Source organism: Pseudomonas sp. GW821-FHT02H06 (genome assembly GCF_059421525.1).
In genome coordinates this window covers 434,433-450,625 of the sequence record NZ_JBWKVD010000003.1, presented here as the reverse complement: position 1 = coordinate 450,625, position 16,193 = coordinate 434,433, and the positions used below count along the sequence as shown (strand labels likewise).

Annotated in this window: 14 protein-coding genes; 7 read left to right on the top strand and 7 right to left on the bottom strand. The window is 60.9% G+C overall.

The genetic code is table 11. The features are described 5' to 3' along the window. Positions 1 to 98 precede the first annotated feature (98 nt). From AC07VF_RS08080 to AC07VF_RS08065, 4 genes are all read right to left on the bottom strand, one after another. Positions 99 to 2,180: a GGDEF domain-containing protein gene (locus AC07VF_RS08080; RefSeq protein WP_495008294.1), complete on the bottom strand. Its 2,082-nt coding sequence runs from the start codon at positions 2,178 to 2,180 to the stop codon at positions 99 to 101. Beyond that, positions 2,177 to 3,058 carry an endonuclease/exonuclease/phosphatase family protein gene (locus AC07VF_RS08075; protein ID WP_192174445.1) on the bottom strand — a complete coding sequence of 294 codons (882 nt, stop codon included), beginning with the start codon at positions 3,056 to 3,058 and terminating at the stop codon, positions 2,177 to 2,179. Before AC07VF_RS08075 ends, AC07VF_RS08080 begins: the two co-directional genes overlap by 4 nt. 9 nt (positions 3,059 to 3,067) lie before the next feature. Beyond that, complete coding sequence (locus tag AC07VF_RS08070; RefSeq protein WP_495008295.1) at positions 3,068 to 3,709, bottom strand: thiol:disulfide interchange protein DsbA/DsbL; 642 nt, start codon at positions 3,707 to 3,709, stop codon at positions 3,068 to 3,070. 191 nt (positions 3,710 to 3,900) lie between these two features. After that, positions 3,901 to 4,518 (bottom strand): c-type cytochrome, encoded by a 618-nt coding sequence (locus AC07VF_RS08065; RefSeq protein WP_495008296.1) that lies wholly within the window; start codon positions 4,516 to 4,518, stop codon positions 3,901 to 3,903. Between the two features lie 234 nt (positions 4,519 to 4,752). Here AC07VF_RS08065 and yihA point away from each other — a divergent pair, with 234 nt between their 5' ends. Continuing rightward, positions 4,753 to 5,388, top strand: coding sequence for a ribosome biogenesis GTP-binding protein YihA/YsxC (gene yihA, locus AC07VF_RS08060; protein WP_065987940.1), 636 nt, complete (start codon positions 4,753 to 4,755; stop codon positions 5,386 to 5,388). A 238-nt stretch (positions 5,389 to 5,626) separates the two neighbouring features. Here the strand turns inward: yihA and polA are convergent, their stop codons facing one another. After that, complete coding sequence (gene polA / locus AC07VF_RS08055) at positions 5,627 to 8,392, bottom strand: DNA polymerase I (protein ID WP_282365484.1); 2,766 nt, start codon at positions 8,390 to 8,392, stop codon at positions 5,627 to 5,629. A gap of 74 nt (positions 8,393 to 8,466) precedes the next feature. On the opposite strand from polA, the gene AC07VF_RS08050 reads away from it, so the two are divergent. Continuing rightward, positions 8,467 to 8,757 carry a DUF2782 domain-containing protein gene (locus AC07VF_RS08050; protein WP_495008297.1) on the top strand — a complete coding sequence of 97 codons (291 nt, stop codon included), beginning with the start codon at positions 8,467 to 8,469 and terminating at the stop codon, positions 8,755 to 8,757. 34 nt (positions 8,758 to 8,791) lie between these two features. Next, a complete protein-coding gene (locus tag AC07VF_RS08045; RefSeq protein WP_192174440.1) occupies positions 8,792 to 9,742 on the top strand; it encodes a homoserine kinase in 951 nt (316 codons plus the stop codon). 91 nt (positions 9,743 to 9,833) lie between these two features. On the opposite strand, the gene znuA is transcribed toward AC07VF_RS08045, so the two are convergent. Then, complete coding sequence (znuA, locus tag AC07VF_RS08040; RefSeq protein ID WP_346631474.1) at positions 9,834 to 10,763, bottom strand: zinc ABC transporter substrate-binding protein ZnuA; 930 nt, start codon at positions 10,761 to 10,763, stop codon at positions 9,834 to 9,836. 57 nt (positions 10,764 to 10,820) lie between these two features. On the opposite strand from znuA, the gene AC07VF_RS08035 reads away from it, so the two are divergent. The 4 genes from AC07VF_RS08035 (at position 10,821) to AC07VF_RS08020 (ending at position 13,749) form a co-directional block, all read left to right on the top strand. Then, complete coding sequence (locus tag AC07VF_RS08035; protein ID WP_122534313.1) at positions 10,821 to 11,303, top strand: Fur family transcriptional regulator; 483 nt, start codon at positions 10,821 to 10,823, stop codon at positions 11,301 to 11,303. Then, positions 11,303 to 12,103, top strand: a complete 801-nt coding sequence (gene znuC / locus AC07VF_RS08030; RefSeq protein WP_423572114.1) for a zinc ABC transporter ATP-binding protein ZnuC — start codon at positions 11,303 to 11,305, stop codon at positions 12,101 to 12,103. The genes AC07VF_RS08035 and znuC overlap by 1 nt, the downstream gene beginning before the upstream one ends. After that, positions 12,096 to 12,878 carry a zinc ABC transporter permease subunit ZnuB gene (gene znuB, locus AC07VF_RS08025; RefSeq protein WP_346631472.1) on the top strand — a complete coding sequence of 261 codons (783 nt, stop codon included), beginning with the start codon at positions 12,096 to 12,098 and terminating at the stop codon, positions 12,876 to 12,878. Before znuC ends, znuB begins: the two co-directional genes overlap by 8 nt. Before the next feature lie 157 nt (positions 12,879 to 13,035). After that, on the top strand, positions 13,036 to 13,749 hold the full coding sequence (locus AC07VF_RS08020; RefSeq protein WP_282365480.1) for a PA5502 family lipoprotein: 714 nt from the start codon (positions 13,036 to 13,038) through the stop codon (positions 13,747 to 13,749). A gap of 72 nt (positions 13,750 to 13,821) precedes the next feature. Here the strand turns inward: AC07VF_RS08020 and katE are convergent, their stop codons facing one another. Beyond that, complete coding sequence (gene katE / locus AC07VF_RS08015) at positions 13,822 to 15,981, bottom strand: catalase HPII (protein ID WP_346627325.1); 2,160 nt, start codon at positions 15,979 to 15,981, stop codon at positions 13,822 to 13,824. Between the last annotated feature and the right edge of the window lie 212 nt (positions 15,982 to 16,193).

The following is a 16,193-nucleotide window of genomic DNA, read 5'->3' as shown; positions in this document are numbered from 1 at the left end:
GCGGCACGACGTGTAGGCAAATAATGCAACAGTGTAACGTAACGTCGGCGGCGCATTCAAAAATGCATCAAGCCTACGCAGCCAACCAGACGAAGCGTTCAGCCCTGCTCGATACGGTTACGCCCTTCGTGCTTGGCGCGGTACAGCGCCTGATCCGCACGTTTGAGCACCACATCACTGCGCTCACCCGGAGCGAACAGCGTGATGCCCATGGACACCGTGACCGTCACCCGCTCGCCCTTGAAGTGAAACGGGCATTGTTCGATGCCCTCCCGCAGACGCTCCAACAGCGCCAGCCCCTCATCCATCGGCGTGGTCGGCAGCAGAATCACGAACTCTTCTCCGCCGAAACGCGCAATGAAATCCGAAGCCCGTAACCGCTTTCGCAGCTGACCGGCGATGATCTTCAAGACCTTGTCGCCCGCCAGATGGCCGTAACCGTCATTGATGCGCTTGAAGTGATCCAGGTCGAGAATGCCGAGCAGCAGGCTTGAACGCTTCCTCTGCAACTGATCGATCTCATGCTCCAGCCGCTCGTTCCACGCCGCGCGGTTCGGCAGGCCTGTCAGTGTGTCGATCAGCGCCTTCTGCCGTTGTTCTTCCAGATGAACCCGGAAGCCCAGCGCTTCCTGCTCCATCGTTGCCACGCGGCTGGAGAGGGCTTGCAGGCGGGTGGCGACTTCCTGTTCGCGCTGATCGCGTTGCTGCTGATGATGATCCATGGTGCCAATCAGCCCTTCGAGACGGCTTTCCAACACGTGCTTCAAGCTGTCCAGATCGGCCGCCTGCTGCACACTGGTTTGCAGATCGTCGACGTGTTCACGCAATTGATGGTCCAGTTGACGTGACGCCGAATGCTGATCGGCGTGGTCTTCGCTGGCAGCCAGCAAGCCGCTCTGAAACGACTCAAGGCGCTCGTTGAGCTGCTTGAGATAAGCCTCGAATTCGTGCTGGCCGCTGTCGGTGATAGCAAGCATCAGCACGGCGAGATCGTCGAGGATCGGCAGGAGTTCGTACCAGTTCAGCCCATGCTCAAGCCGGGCGCGCATGGCTTCGGCTTGCGGACGATGGTGTTCAGGCAGCGTCAGTTCGTCGAGCAGGCCCAGCAACGTTTCTTCGATGTGGGCGGCGACCGAGCTGTAACTCGGCTCGGGCGAGGAGGGCAGCGCGTAGGAGCTGTCCTCTTCGGCGAAGGTCTCGTCAGGCTCTTCGTCTTCAGCGACGATTTCGGTGTCGTCGGCAATCACGACGGCTTCAGCAATCTCTTCGGGATCGGGAGAGGGCGCTTCAGCCGCAGGCTCGGATGCTTCGTCGTCGGAAGACTCGGCGGCGGAGGCCTGTGGGACATCAGCGGTGTGGAGCGGGATCTCGGGCTCTTCGTCTGGCCGGGCCGGCTCGGGCTCGGGCTCGGGCATTACCGGCTGGACTGCAACTTCCAAGGGGGGCGTCGGAATGGAGCGCTCGGGCTCTTCGGCGACAGTCTGGGGGACCGGCGGGACGGTGCTGCGAAGTTCAGCCTCCAGCTCAGTGTTCTCTGGGGCAGCTTCCGGCACGGCAGCTGGATGCTGAGGCGCATCATCGGAAGCCTGCAGCCCGGCCGGCTCGGCAACGGAATGGAGCAACGGGGCCGACTCCTCACCTTCGCTGCCAGCCTCACGGTGACTGCCGAACAATCGCTGCAGGAAACCCGGGCGGGACGCTTCATCCGGGTGTTCGATCTGCGACAGCGCCTGCCCCTGAAGTCCGCTCAACTCGCTCAATAACAGCGGTAGCTCACGGGCTTGGGTAATGCGATCTTCCAGGCTCTTGGCGAATCGCTTGAGCGGCTTGCTGACGTCCTTTGGCAGCGGCAACGCCTGCAACTGCGTGACCAACGAGGTCAACGCCGTGCCCATCTGCTCGACGCGCTGCTCGCGACGCTGTTCGGAGTCCAGCACCGCTTTTTCCAGGCGCGGAATCAAGGCTGCCAGGCCTGCGTCCATGTCGTCCTTGCGAACGATTTCGCGCATTTCCTTCATGCACGCATCAACCGCCTTGTCGGCACCTTCGGCCGCCAGGCTGCTGCGCACGAGGCCTCGACGCAGCAAGTCGAGCCGCGCGTTCCAGCGCCGCTCCAGTTTGTCTTGCTGCTCGATGCTCTTGAGGTACTTTTCTTTCCAGCGCTGCGCTTCGTCGGTCATTCCACAGGTCCGCGAGGAGATGTGCTTGTTATCGGCAGCGAGTCACCGATTAATGAGGCCGGCAAGCGAATCTCCACCGCGACGGGCAGATGATCGGAAATGGGCTGCGCCAGTACCTGCACTTTTTCAAGGGTCAGGGTCGGGCTCAGAAGGATGTGGTCCAGGCATCGCTGCGGACGCCAGCTCGGAAAAGTCGCTTCGATCTGCGGGGCGAGCAGGCCGAGATCGCGCAGTGGCGAGGTTTGCAGCAGGTCATTGGCGTGGGTGTTCATGTCGCCCATCAGCACCTGATGGCGATACCCGCCAATCAGCTCGCGAATGTACGCGAGCTGCCGTGTACGGGTCCGCGCGCCCAGTGCCAGGTGCATGACTACTACGACCAGCGCGTCCGGACCTTCGCCGAAGCGAACGAGAATGGCGCCACGCCCGGCGGGGCCTGGCAGCGGATGGTCTTCGATGTCCCACGGACGCAAACGGCTGAGCACGCCATTGCTGTGCTGGGCGAGGCGTCCGAGGTTTCGATTGAGTTGCTGGTGCCAGTACGGAAAAGAACCGAGCTGGGCGAGGTGTTCGACCTGATTGATGTAGCCCGAGCGCAGGCTGCCGCCATCAGCTTCCTGTAACGCGACCAGATCATAGTCGCGCAGCAGATCGCCGATCTTCTGCAGATTCCCGGCTCTGCCATTGTGGGGCAGCAGATGCTGCCAACCCCGGGTCAGGTAGTGCCGGTAGCGTTCGGTGCTGTTACCCACTTGGATATTGAAGCTGAGCAGGCGAAGCCGACCGTCGGCCGGCAACCCTGTTTCGTGAAGATGATGCTCGTTGACCTTCGGCTTGTGCCGGGCAACGACCCGTTCAGTAGTTCCCCAGCGCGCCATGGTCAGCGCTTACTTGGCGGTCAGCGTCGCGCGCTCTTTGGCGATCAACTGATCGGCCACTTGCAGCGCTTGCTCAGGACCACCGGCAGTGCCGAGGTCAAAGCGGTACTTGCCGTTGACGATCATGGTAGGAACGCCAGTGATTTCATACTTCTTGGCCAGTTCCTTGTATTGAGCGATCTTGCCCTTCACAGCGAACGAGTTGAAGGTTTCAAGGAACTTGGTCTTGTCGACGCCCTGGGCGGCGACGAACTCGGCCATGTCGTTCGGGTCAGTCAGACGCTTGCCGCCTTTCTGAATCGCGTCGAAGACGGCGGTGTGGACTTTCTTCTCCACGCCCATGGTGTCGAGGGTAATGAATAGCTGGCCGTGAGCGTCCCAAGGGCCGCCGAACATGGCGGGAACGCGGATGAAGTGGACGTCAGCGGGAAGTTTTTCGACCCATGGGTTGATGACCGGCTCGAAGGCGTAGCAGTGCGGGCAGCCATACCAGAACATTTCGACGACTTCGATCTTGCCCGGCTCGGAAACAGGAACAGCGCTTTTCAGCTCGACGTATTGCTTGCCGGCTTCGATGGGCTCTGCTGCTTGAGCGGTCAGACCGAACAGGCTGGTGAAAATCAGAGCGGCGCTGAGAATCAGATTACGCATGCTTAACTCCTGGGCATGGAAGGTCACTTCGGTGGCCGCAGTTCGACCGGCCGAGGTGATATGAGTTCGCAAGTGTAACGCCTGCAGCCACAAAAAAGGGCAGCCGTTCGCTACCCTTTTTGCCCCGTCCGGGCAGGTCTGTCGGCAATTTGTTTTACCAGCCGTGTCCGTGAGGATCGCTGCCTCGACGCTCAATGCAGCCCTTGAATGTAAGCCGCGAGCGCGTCGATATCCTCGTCGCTCAGCTTCGCGGCGATGGTGCGCATGACCCGCGTGTCGCCGTCGTTGGTGCGGTCACCTTCGCGGAACGCCGTGAGCTGTTTCTTGATGTAATCGGCGTGCTGCCCGCTCACGTGCGGAAAGCCTGCCGTTGCAATGCCCGCGCCGTCTGGAGAATGGCAGCCGATGCAGGCCGGCATGCCCTCATCGAGCTTGCCGCCGCGAAACAGCGCTTCACCTCGGGCGGCGAGATCGGGATCGGCATTGCCGACACTGCCTTTCTGACCAGCGTAGTAAGCCGCGATATCGGCCAGGTCCTGATCCGTGAGCGGATTAAGCTGCCCAGTCATTTCCAGCACGACCCGCTTGCCGTCCTTGATGTCGTGCAGCTGCTTGAGCAGATAACGCTCACCCTGGCCGGCGAGCTTCGGAAAGATGGACACCAGGCTGTTACCGTCGGGCCCATGGCAGGCGCCGCAGACCGCTGTTTTCCCTTGGCCGGCGAGCGGATCGCCCACGGGCGAGTCAGCGGCCTGCACGACGCCATTCAGGCTCAGGGTCAACAGCAGGCTCGACAGAAATGCGTTCATGGGTTGATCCGATGCGGCTGAAAGTACGGCCCTCATGATGGGCTGGCTTGAGAAGAAGCGGCCTGTTTTTGGACGTTTCAGTGCAGATGCCGGGCGGGCTCTTGCGTCGACAACACCCTTGCGGGGGCAGGACAAGGCACACATGAAAATCCGCGGCATTATATACTCGCGCCCATTGAACGGAAAAAGACACGCCGTTGCCGCGCACGTCGCAACGCCCCCACCGGATATCCCATGCAACTCAAGAACCCTATTCTCGGCCTGTGCCAACAAGCCAAGTTCATGCTCAGCGCTGCCAAAGTCGACCAATGCCCGGATGACGAAGGCTTTGAAGTCGCGTTCGCCGGCCGCTCCAACGCCGGTAAATCCAGCGCGCTGAACACCCTGACTCACGCCAGCCTGGCGCGCACGTCGAAAACCCCTGGCCGCACCCAGCTGCTGAACTTCTTCAGCCTGGACGACGACCGCCGTCTGGTCGACTTGCCTGGCTATGGTTACGCGAAAGTGCCGATTCCGCTGAAGCTGCACTGGCAGCGCCACCTCGAAGCCTATCTGGGCGGCCGTGAAAGTCTGAAGGGGCTGATCCTGATGATGGACATTCGCCACCCGATGACCGACTTCGACCTTTTGATGCTCGACTGGGCCATCGCCAGTGGTATGCCGATGCATATTCTGCTGACCAAAGCCGACAAGCTGACCTTCGGCGCGGCGAAAAACACGCTGCTCAAAGTCCAATCGGAAATCCATCGCGGTTGGGGTGACGCAATCACCATCCAGCTGTTCTCGGCACCCAAGCGCATGGGCCTGGAAGAGGCTTACACCGTGCTGGCGGACTGGATGGAACTGGAAGACAAGGCACCGGCGGCCTGAATCGCAGGCAAAAAAAACCCCGGACTTCATGTGGGGAGGGGAAGTTCGGGGTCCAAGTCCAGACCTCTCGGAAGGGGTCCGAATATCTGCCAACACTTAACACAACATAGGAGCATGAATGGCTACGTCAGCCATTCGCAAACTCAGACCGGGTTTTGTCCGCCGAAGTTCAAAACCGGCGGAAATTTAATGATGGCGCGGTTCCGACTCCCTGCAGAATCGGAACGGCAAACCAGTATCAATGCGCCTCGTCCCAGTTGTTCCCCACACCCACTTCAACCAACAGCGGAACGTCCAGCTCGGCGGCGCCGCTCATGTGCACGCGGATGTCCTTGCTGATCTGCTCGACCAGATCCTCATGCACCTCCAGCACCAGTTCATCGTGAACCTGCAGGATGACGCGAGCATCCAGACCTGAGTCTTCCAGCCAGCCGTTCACCGCGACCATCGCCCGCTTGATGATGTCCGCCGCCGTGCCTTGCATCGGCGCGTTGATCGCCATGCGTTCGGCACCTTTGCGCAGCGCCTGATTCTTCGCGTTGATGTCCGGCAGGTAGAGGCGACGACCGAAGATGGTCTCGACATACCCTTGTTCCGCCGCCTGCGCACGGGTGCGCTCCATGTAATCCAGCACGCCGGGATAGCGCGCGAAGTAGCGATCCACGTACGCCTGGGATTGCTTGCGATCAACACCAATCTGCTTGGCCAGCCCGAACGCGCTCATGCCGTAGATCAGACCGAAGTTGATCGCTTTGGCGCTGCGGCGCATGTCGTTGGTCACGTCCGGCAGTTCGACACCGAACACTTCACCCGCCGTTGCGCGGTGCACGTCCAGGTCGTTGCGGAAGGCGTGCAGCAAGCCTTCGTCCTTGGCCAGATGCGCCATGATCCGCAGCTCGATCTGCGAGTAGTCCGCCGCCAGCAGTTTGTAGCCTTGGGGGGCGACAAACGCCTGACGAATGCGACGACCCTCGGCGGTCCGGATGGGGATGTTCTGCAGGTTCGGGTCGCTGGAGGACAAACGTCCGGTCACCGCCACCGCCTGATGGTAGGAGGTGTGAATTCGCCCGGTGCGCGGGTTGATCTGCTCAGGCAGGCGATCGGTGTAGGTGCTCTTCAGTTTGCTCATCGAGCGGTACTGCATCAGCACTTTCGGCAGCGGATATTCCTGCTCGGCCAGTTCAGCGAGCACCGCTTCAGCCGTGGACGGCTGGCCGGTGGCGGTCTTGCTGATGATCGGCATGCCGAGCTTTTCATAGAGAATCACCCCGAGCTGCTTGGGCGAGCCGAGATTGAATTCCTCACCGGCGATGGCGAACGCTTCGCGCTCAAGCTCGGTCATTTTGTTGCCCAGCTCGACGCTCTGATTGCCCAGCAGATTGGCATCGACCAGCGCGCCTTGACGCTCGATGCGCGCCAACACGGGCATGAGCGGCATTTCGATGTCGTTCAGCACCGGCGCCAGACTCGGCGTCTTCGCCAGCCTGTCCTGCAGCACCTCGTGCAAGCGCAGCGTCAGGTCAGCCTCTTCAGCCGCATAGGTGCCGGCCTGCTCCAGCGCGATCTGATCGAAACTCAGCTGTTTCGCACCCTTGCCCGCGATGTCCTGGAAATTGACCGGCGTGTGATCCAGGTACTTGGCGACCAGGCTGTCACGGTCGTGGCGCGTCGCGGTGGAGTCGAGCACGTAGGATTCGAGCATCGTGTCGAACTTGACGCCCTGCACGTTGATGCCCTGGCTCTGGTCGCCGTCGATGGCGCAGTTGGCCAGCAGGTTGATCGCAAACTTGGCGTGCTGGCCGACCTTGATTTTGCTCGCGTCCTCCAGGATGGGCTTGACCGCTTTCAGCACCGCGTCGCGATCCAGTTGCTGCTGCACGCCCATGTAGGAATGGGTCAGTGGGATGTAGCAGGCTTCGTGGGTCTTGATCGCAAACGACAGACCGACGATCTGCGCGCGCTGGGCGTCGGTGCCGTTGCTCTGCACCACGAAGGCAAACAACTGCGCGGCGTTGAGCTTCTTCAGCCAGTCGTCGAATTGGGTTTGCTCAAGAATGAGCTCGTACGTGGCTTCGATGATCGGCGCCGGCTCGGCAGCGGGGACGACTTCCGCGCCTTCCTGGCGGGCATCACGCTGCAGATCGGTGATCCAGCTTTTGAATTCCAGCTCGGTGTACAGCGCCATCAGCGCTTCACGATCAGGCTCGCCGCAGTGCAGAGCGTCGAGCTCGATGTCCAGCGGCACGTCGATCTTGATGGTCGCCAGCTCGTAGGACAGGAAGGCCATCTCCTTGTGTTCTTCGAGCTTGGCCGGCAGGGATTTGGCGCCCCGAAGCGGCAGCGCTGCCACTTTGTCGAGGTTCGCGTAAAGCTCTTTCAGGCCGCCGTTGATGCCCACCAGCAGGCCTGCTGCGGTTTTCTCACCGACACCGGGCACGCCGGGGATGTTGTCGACCTTGTCGCCCATCAGCGCCAGGTAATCGATGATGTGTTCCGGCCCGACGCCGAACTTTTCTTTCACGCCGGCAACATCCAGCACGCTGCCGGTCATGGTGTTGACCAGGGTGATGTGGCCGTCGACCAGCTGCGCCATGTCCTTGTCACCGGTGGAGATCACCACCGGACGATCAGCGGCCGCGCTGCTGCGCGCCAATGTGCCGATCACGTCATCGGCCTCCACGCCTTCGACGCACAACAGCGGGTAGCCGAGGCCTCGCACGCAGTTGTGCAGGAAGTCGATCTGCACGCGCATGTCGTCCGGCATGCTGGGGCGGTTGGCTTTGTATTCGCCGTAGAGCGCGTCGCGAAACGTCCCGCCCTTGGCATCGAACACCACGGCAAACGGGCTTTCAGGATATTGCCTGCGCAGGCTTTTGAGCATGTTCAGCACGCCCTTGACCGCACCGGTGGGCAGGCCTTTGGAGGTCATGAGCGGCGGCAGCGCGTGGAACGCGCGGTAAAGATAAGAAGAACCGTCCACCAGGACGAGGGGCGCAAGACTCATGTGCAAGATCAACCTTTTCGGCGGGGTCGGCGCTAGAATGCGCGGACCGTTGACGACAAAGGCACAAGGTTATCATGCGCGCGCTGAATCGCCTGTTACTGCTCGGCGGGTTGCTGGCCTGTTCGTGGCTGGCGGTCGCGGCGGATGACGAAGCGCCATCGGCAGAGCCTGATGTGACCATCCGTCAGGACAGCGACGGCTTCATCAAGGAGTATCGTGCGAACGGATTCGTGTACGCCGTGAAGATCACGCCCAAATACGGCAAGCCTTATTATCTGGTGCGCGCCGACGGCACAAGTGGTCAATTCATACGTTCGGATCAACCGGACATGCTGATACCCCAATGGGTACTATTCAGCTGGTAACGCCCTACATTCACTCTCTTGCTGGCAGTCTTCTATGTCCGTTTTTACTCCCCTGGCTCGGCCCGAGCTGGAAGCTTTTCTCGCCCCGTACGGGCTTGGCGCCCTGCGTGATTTTCAGGGCATTGCCGCTGGAAGTGAAAACACCAATTTCTTCATCAGCCTGGAGCAGGGCGAATTCGTGCTGACCCTGGTCGAGCGCGGCCCGGTTCAGGAAATGCCGTTTTTCATCGAGCTGCTGGACGTCCTCCACGATGCCAACCTGCCCGTGCCCTACGCACTGCGCACCACCGACGGCCAGGCCCTGCGCGAGCTGAAAGGCAAACCGGCGCTGCTGCAACCGCGTCTGTCCGGCAAGCACCCGGCCGAACCCAACACCCAGCACTGCGTGCAAATTGGCGAGTTCATGGCGCACATGCACATGGCCACACGCAGCGCGACTATCGAGCGTAAAACCGACCGTGGTCTGGACTGGATGCTGGAGGAGGGCGGTAATTTCATCTCTCACCTGGACGAGGCGCAGGGCGCGCTGCTGACCAAAGCCGTCGAGGAAATTCAGCGTCGCAAGGCGGCCATCATGGCGCTGCCGCGGGCCAATCTGCACGCCGACCTGTTCCGCGACAACACGCTGTTCGAAGGCACCCACCTGACGGGCGTGATCGATTTCTACAATGCCTGTTCCGGGCCGATGCTGTACGACGTGGCGATTGCCGTGAATGACTGGTGCTCGTTTGAGAACGGCACTATCGATGCGCCGCGCGCCCGGGCGTTTCTGGGTGCGTATGCCGCGCTGAGGCCGTTTACAGCCGCCGAAGCCGAGCTGTGGTCGACGATGCTTCGTGTGGGTTGCGTGCGCTTCTGGCTGTCACGCCTCATTGCCGCCGAAACTTTTGCCGGCCAGGACGTGCTGATCCATGATCCGGACGAATTCCGCAAACGCCTGGAACAGCGGCAGGAAACCCATATCCCGTTGCCGTTTGCGTTGTAGACATCAGAAAGCTTCGTGAGCAAGCTCACTCCCACAGGGACCGCGTTCAACTGTAGGAGTGAGCTTGCTCACGAAGGCGTCGGCCCAGCACTTACAAACCTTCCAGACACCCCGCCAGATCATCCGCCAGTTTGCTCAGCAATTGCTCATAACCCTGGGCGGTGGCGGGTGTATAGCCGCCCAATCCGTCCAGCTCGGCCAGTTTGACCGGCAGACCCGCACTCAACGTGTCGGCCAGACGCGGGCGAAGAGGCGGCTCGCTGAACACGCAGGTCTTGCCGAATTCGGTCAACCGCGCCCGCATGGCGGCGACGTGCTGAGCACCCGGCTGAACCTCGCTGCTGACGGCAAAGACGCCCGCATGCTTCAACCCATACGCTTCTTCGAAATAATCAAACGCCTCGTGGAACACGAAATACTGCTTGTCCGAAATACCGACGACCCGCTGTTTGATTTTGGCGTCCAGCGCGTCAAGGCGTGCGCTGAAGGCTTTGACGTTGCTCTCGTAACGCGCCGCATTGGCCGGATCGGCCTGGCTCAAGTCGGCGGCCATCTTCGCCGCAATTACCCGCGCATTGACTGACGACAGCCACAAATGCGCATCGACGCTGCCCGGGCGATGATCGTGGTCATGCTCGTCTTCGTCATCGTCGTGATGCTCGGCGCTGGCGGTGAAATGACGCAGGTGCATGCCGGGCAACGACTCGACCGGGACCGAGGCTTTACTGCGCCCGGACAACACGCGAGGCAGGAACGTCTCCATGTCCGGGCCAATCCAGTAGAGCAGATCGGCTTCCTGAACGCGCCGTACGTCGGACGGCCGCAGCGCATAGTTATGAGGGGAAGCGCCCGGCGGAAGCAGGACTTCCGGCACCGCGACTCCGTCCTGCACAGCCGCGGCGATCAGCTGCAGCGGCTTGATGCTGGTCAGTACGCGAACGTTCGCTTCAGCAGCAGTGATGGTTGAAAAACCGGTAATAAATACGACAAAAAGTAAAAAAAGTCGGGACACGATAACCACTCATGGGGGCAGGAACGGGTAACATAATAACGTCTCTCTCAAAGGCCGTCGCCGCTCATGTCTAAAACACCCCTGGCCAGTCGCCCCCACGATCACTCCCACTGCGTGCACAGTGCGCTCACTGAAGCGGACACGCTGTGCGCGGGCAAAGGCCTGCGCCTGACGGCCCTGCGTCGTCGCGTGCTGGAGCTGGTCTGGCAGAGCCACAAGCCGCTGGGCGCCTATGACATCCTCGCCGTGCTCAGCGAAGAAGATGGCCGCCGCGCCGCGCCGCCTACCGTGTACCGCGCGCTGGACTTCTTGCTGGAAAACGGTCTGGTTCACCGCATCGCGTCGCTGAACGCCTTCGCAGGTTGCAATCACCCCACCCACGCGCATCAGGGCCAGTTCCTGATCTGTCGCGAGTGTCACGCCGCCATCGAGTTGCAGCACGCCACCATCAGCGCCGCCATCGTCGACGCTGCCAACGAGGTGGGCTTTGACGTTGAAGCCCAGACCGTCGAAGTCGTTGGCGTGTGTGCCGGATGCAAGGCCGCCTGATGAGCGATGCACTGATCCGCCTGAAGGACGTCAGCGTGACCCGCGCCGGCCAGAGCGTGCTGGAAAACATCCAGCTGAGCGTAAGCTCGGGCGAAATCGTCACCCTAATCGGCCCCAACGGGGCGGGCAAGACCACGCTGGTGCGCGCCGTGCTCGGGCTGCTCAAGGCTGACTCGGGGGATATCTGGCGCAAGCCGAAACTGCGCGTCGGTTACATGCCGCAAAAGCTGCACATTGATGCCACGCTGCCGTTGTCGGTCCTGCGCTTCCTGCGGCTGGTGCCCGGCGTTGATCGCGACACCGCTCGGGCAGCGCTGGTCGAGGTCGGCGCCGAGAAAGTCATCGACAGCCCGCTGCAAGGGATTTCCGGTGGCGAGATGCAGCGCGTGCTGCTGGCACGAGCGCTATTGCGCAAACCGGAGCTGCTGGTGCTCGACGAGCCGGTGCAGGGCGTGGATGTCGCCGGACAGGCCGAGCTGTACGCGCTGATCACTCAGCTGCGCAATCGGCATCAATGCGGTGTGCTGATGGTTTCCCATGACCTGCACCTTGTGATGAGCACCACCGATCAAGTGGTCTGCCTCAATCGCCACGTGTGCTGCTCCGGTCACCCCGAGCAGGTCAGTAACGATCCGGCTTTCGTTGAGCTGTTCGGCCTGAACGCGCCGAGCCTGGCGATCTATCACCACCATCACGATCATGCGCACGACCTGCATGGCGAAGTCTGCCAACCCGCTCAAGTCCACGATCACGTTCATACTCACACTCACGACCACGGGGACAGCTGCAAGCATGGCTGATTTTCTTCTTTACGCCTTGCTCGCAGGCCTCGCGTTAGCGGTAGTGGCAGGCCCTTTGGGGTCTTTCGTGGTCTGGCGGCGCATGGCTTATTTCGGCGACACGCTGTCCCATGCCGCGCTGCTCGGCGTGGCGCTGGGCTTTCTGCTGGACATCAGTCCGACGATCGCCGTCACCGTGGGTTGCCTGCTATTGGCGGTTTTGCTGGTGACCCTGCAGCAGCGTCAACCGCTGGCCTCCGACACGCTGCTGGGCATTCTGGCGCCAAGCACCTTGTCCCTCGGGCTGGTGGTGTTGAGCTTCATGCGTGACGTGCGCATTGACCTGATGGGCTATCTGTTCGGCGACCTGCTCGCCATCAGCCCGAACGATCTGGCTTGGATTCTCGCGGGCAGCGCGTTGGTGCTGGTGTTGATCTGTGCGCTGTGGCGACCGCTGCTGGCCATCACCGTGCATGAAGAACTCGCGACGGTTGAAGGTCTGCCGGTGGCGACACTGCGCATGACCTTGATGCTGCTGATTGCCGTGGTCATCGCGGTGGCCATGAAGATCGTCGGCGTGTTGCTGATTACCTCGCTGTTGATCATTCCCGCCGCTGCGGCACAACGTCACGCCCGCTCGCCGGAGCAAATGGCCCTGGGGGCAAGCATCATCGGCGTCATTGCGGTGTGCGCAGGTCTGGCACTGTCCTGGTTCAAGGACACCCCGGCAGGCCCGTCCATCGTGGTCTCGGCGGCGGTGCTGTTTCTGCTCAGCTTCCTTTTGCCCAAGCGGTAGAACCTTGGGTGGCGGGTAGAGTCATACTCCGCAATAATCCAATGGCGGCAATGTGCAATGACTCCTTGCGCGCCCACCGATAGTGATCAGTTATTTTCGGGGCAAGTCACTTATGTGTAGACTTGCTCGTTTTTTGCGCAAATAGAGAATCGCAGGAATGAAGCCGTTCGCATCCCGTTATCTGCTGCTTGCTGCATTTTCCGTTCTGTTGAGCGCTTGCCAGAGCAAGCCCGTCGAGCAGCCCGCGCCTGTGGCTGCGCCCGATGCCTATCAGCAGCTGGAACAGAATATCGCCAGCAGCGAGTTGGCGACTGCCGAAGATCAACTGGCCGCGCTGCAAAGCAAATCCCCGGACGATCCCCGACTCGAGCAGTACCAGCGTCAGTTGGCCGAGGCGTACCTGAGCCGTAGCCAGATCGTGCTGCAAAAGGGCGACATGAACGCTGCCGCCACCGCGCTCAGCCGCGCCCGTGCCTTGATGCCAAAAGCCCCGGCGCTGACCAGCGGCGTCAACGGTGCCATCGCCCACGCCCGTAAAGCCGAGCTGGAGAAGGCGGAAGCTGATCTGCGGGCTGCCGAAGCCAAGCGCAAGGCGAAAGTAATCGACCCGAGCGCCGAGAGCACGACCATCGAGCTGAAGCTCAGTGACATGAAACAGCTGCGCCGTCAGTTGAGTGACATCGCTGAGGACGTGACAGCCTTCAACTGCGACGTCACCGTGCAGGTGCCGCGCACCGACGACTACCCTTGGCTGGCGACGTTGCTGACAAAGCGTGTCACGAAGATCAACCCGGATTTCGAGTTGCAGATGCAGCGCGAAATCGAGCGGACCGAGCCTGCTAAGATTGTGCTGAAACCCGCTCAGCTCTGATTGTTTTTTGATCAAAAGAAAAGGCGTTGCCCTCGCGGGCAACGCCTTTTTTGTTGCAGCTAGTCCTGCAGATTACGCAGGAATTGCCTTCGCTTTTGGCTCACGAGCCCAGACGCGGTGCTGCTGGATCGCATCGAAAAACGCCTTGAACGAGGCGCTGTCCGAAACGGGCAGCAAGCCGGCATCGGCTTCCAGACGCAGCAGGTCGATCAGTTTCTGTGCATCACCCGCGTAAGCAATGGCTTTGAGGTGCTTGTACGCCTCAAGCACGTAATGCAGTGCCACGCCGTCGCCGCTCAGGGCTTTGATCGAAGCGTCGCCGCCCGGGATGAACACGGCGTCGAACGCGACCGATGGCAAACCTTCCATCGAAGCGTCAACGGCCAGGGACGCACCGCCGGCGGTCTTGACCGGCGCGGAGGTAGGACCCAGCACCTTGGCATGTGCGCCTTCGGCTTCCACCGCCGCTTTCATCGCCGCTACCGCTTTGTCGTCGACGCCATTGGCGACCAGGATGGCAACTTTGCGCGAAGCGATGTCGGCAGGCAGCAGGTTCGCCTGGCTCAGCAGCGGCGACTTGTCGACGCTCAGCTTGCCGTTGCTTTGCGCTTGGACGGTCGCCGCTTTCGGCGCCGGCAAGCCAAGGTTTTCAGCCACACGTGCAGCCAGGGTGAGGTCGATATTCGCGAGAATCTCGTTCACCTGACGTGCGCGGATATGCTCACGCTCAACCTTGCCCAGCTCGAAGCTGTACGCCGCGATGATGTGCTCTTTCTCGTGCTCGCTCATGCTGTTGAAGAACAGCGTGGCCTGGGAGAAGTGATCGCCAAATGAAGGGCTGCGCTCACGCACCTTCTCTGCCGAGACGCGCTCGTGATAAGTCTCGAAGCCACCATCCTGCGGACCCGCAGGGGTTTCTTTCGGCCAGCCGCCGTCGATCGAGTTAGGCTCGTAGGAAGCACGGCCCTTGTCGATAGTAGTGCGGTGTTGCGCATCACGCTGGTTGTTGTGGTTCGGCGAGACCGGACGGTTGATCGGGATCTCGTGGAAGTTCGGCCCACCCAGTCGGCTGATCTGCGTATCCGTGTAGGAAAACAGACGGCCTTGCAGCAATGGATCATTGGAGAAGTCGATACCCGGCACGACGTGGCCTGGGCAGAACGCAACCTGCTCGGTCTCGGCGAAGTAGTTGTCCGGATTGCGGTTAAGCACCATTTTGCCCAGCGGCGTTACCGGCACCAACTCTTCCGGGATGATCTTGGTCGGGTCCAGAAGGTCGAAGTCGAACTTGTGCTCATCTTCCTCGGCGACGATCTGTACGCCCAGTTCCCATTCCGGGTAGTCGCCCATCTCAATGGACTCCCACAGGTCGCGGCGATGGAAGTCGGTGTCCTTGCCCGCAAGCTTCTGCGCTTCGTCCCACACCAGGGAGCAGGTGCCGTACTTGGGCTTCCAGTGGAATTTGACGAACGAGGACTTACCTTCGGTGTTGATCATGCGGAAGGTGTGGATGCCGAAACCCTGCATCGAGCGCAGGCTTTTCGGAATCGCACGGTCCGACATGGTCCACAGCACCATGTGCGCGGATTCCGGCACCAGGGAAACGAAGTCCCAGAAGGTGTCGTGGGCCGAGCCGCCGGTAGGGATTTCGTTGTGAGGCTCTGGCTTCACGGCATGTACGAAATCGGGGAACTTGATGGCGTCCTGGATGAAGAACACCGGCATGTTGTTGCCGACCAGGTCGTAGTTGCCTTCGCCGGTGTAGAACTTGACCGCGAAGCCACGTACGTCACGGACTGTATCGCCGGAGCCACGTGGGCCTTGAACTGTGGAAAAGCGTACGAACACCGGGGTTTTCTTGCCCGGGTCACGCAGGAATTCCGCCTTGGACAGCGCCGAATGGTTCTCGTAGGTCTGGAAGTAACCGTGGGCCGCGGTACCGCGCGCGTGAACAATGCGCTCCGGAATGCGTTCATGGTCAAAGTGGGTGATCTTCTCGCGCATGATGAAGTCTTCGAGCAGCGAAGGGCCGCGCGATCCGACTTTCAGCGTGTTCTGGTTGTCGGAGATCTTAACGCCCTGATTGGTGCGCAAAGCCTCGCCGGTAGCGTCGGAGCGGAACGTTTCAAGACTTTCGATCTTGGCGTTGGTGTTGCCACGGTCCAGCGTGTCAGTGCCAGCCAGTTCACTGTTGCCGTTGGGGCTAACAGGTGGATTGGTGTTCTTACTCATCAGGCAAAACTCCTCAGTTCGGACGGCTCCTTTTTTAGCCTCCAACGACGTGGAGGCAGCAGAAGCTCGTAGGCGGAAATGCCTGACATGCAGCCAGGCAATATTCAGGCGCTAAGTAAATGACTGACGATGAAATCAGCCGTTCCGTTTGTTTTTCCGATTCTTCGATTTCCATCGCCAGACTGACAGGCGGCCATCCATATGACCATTCG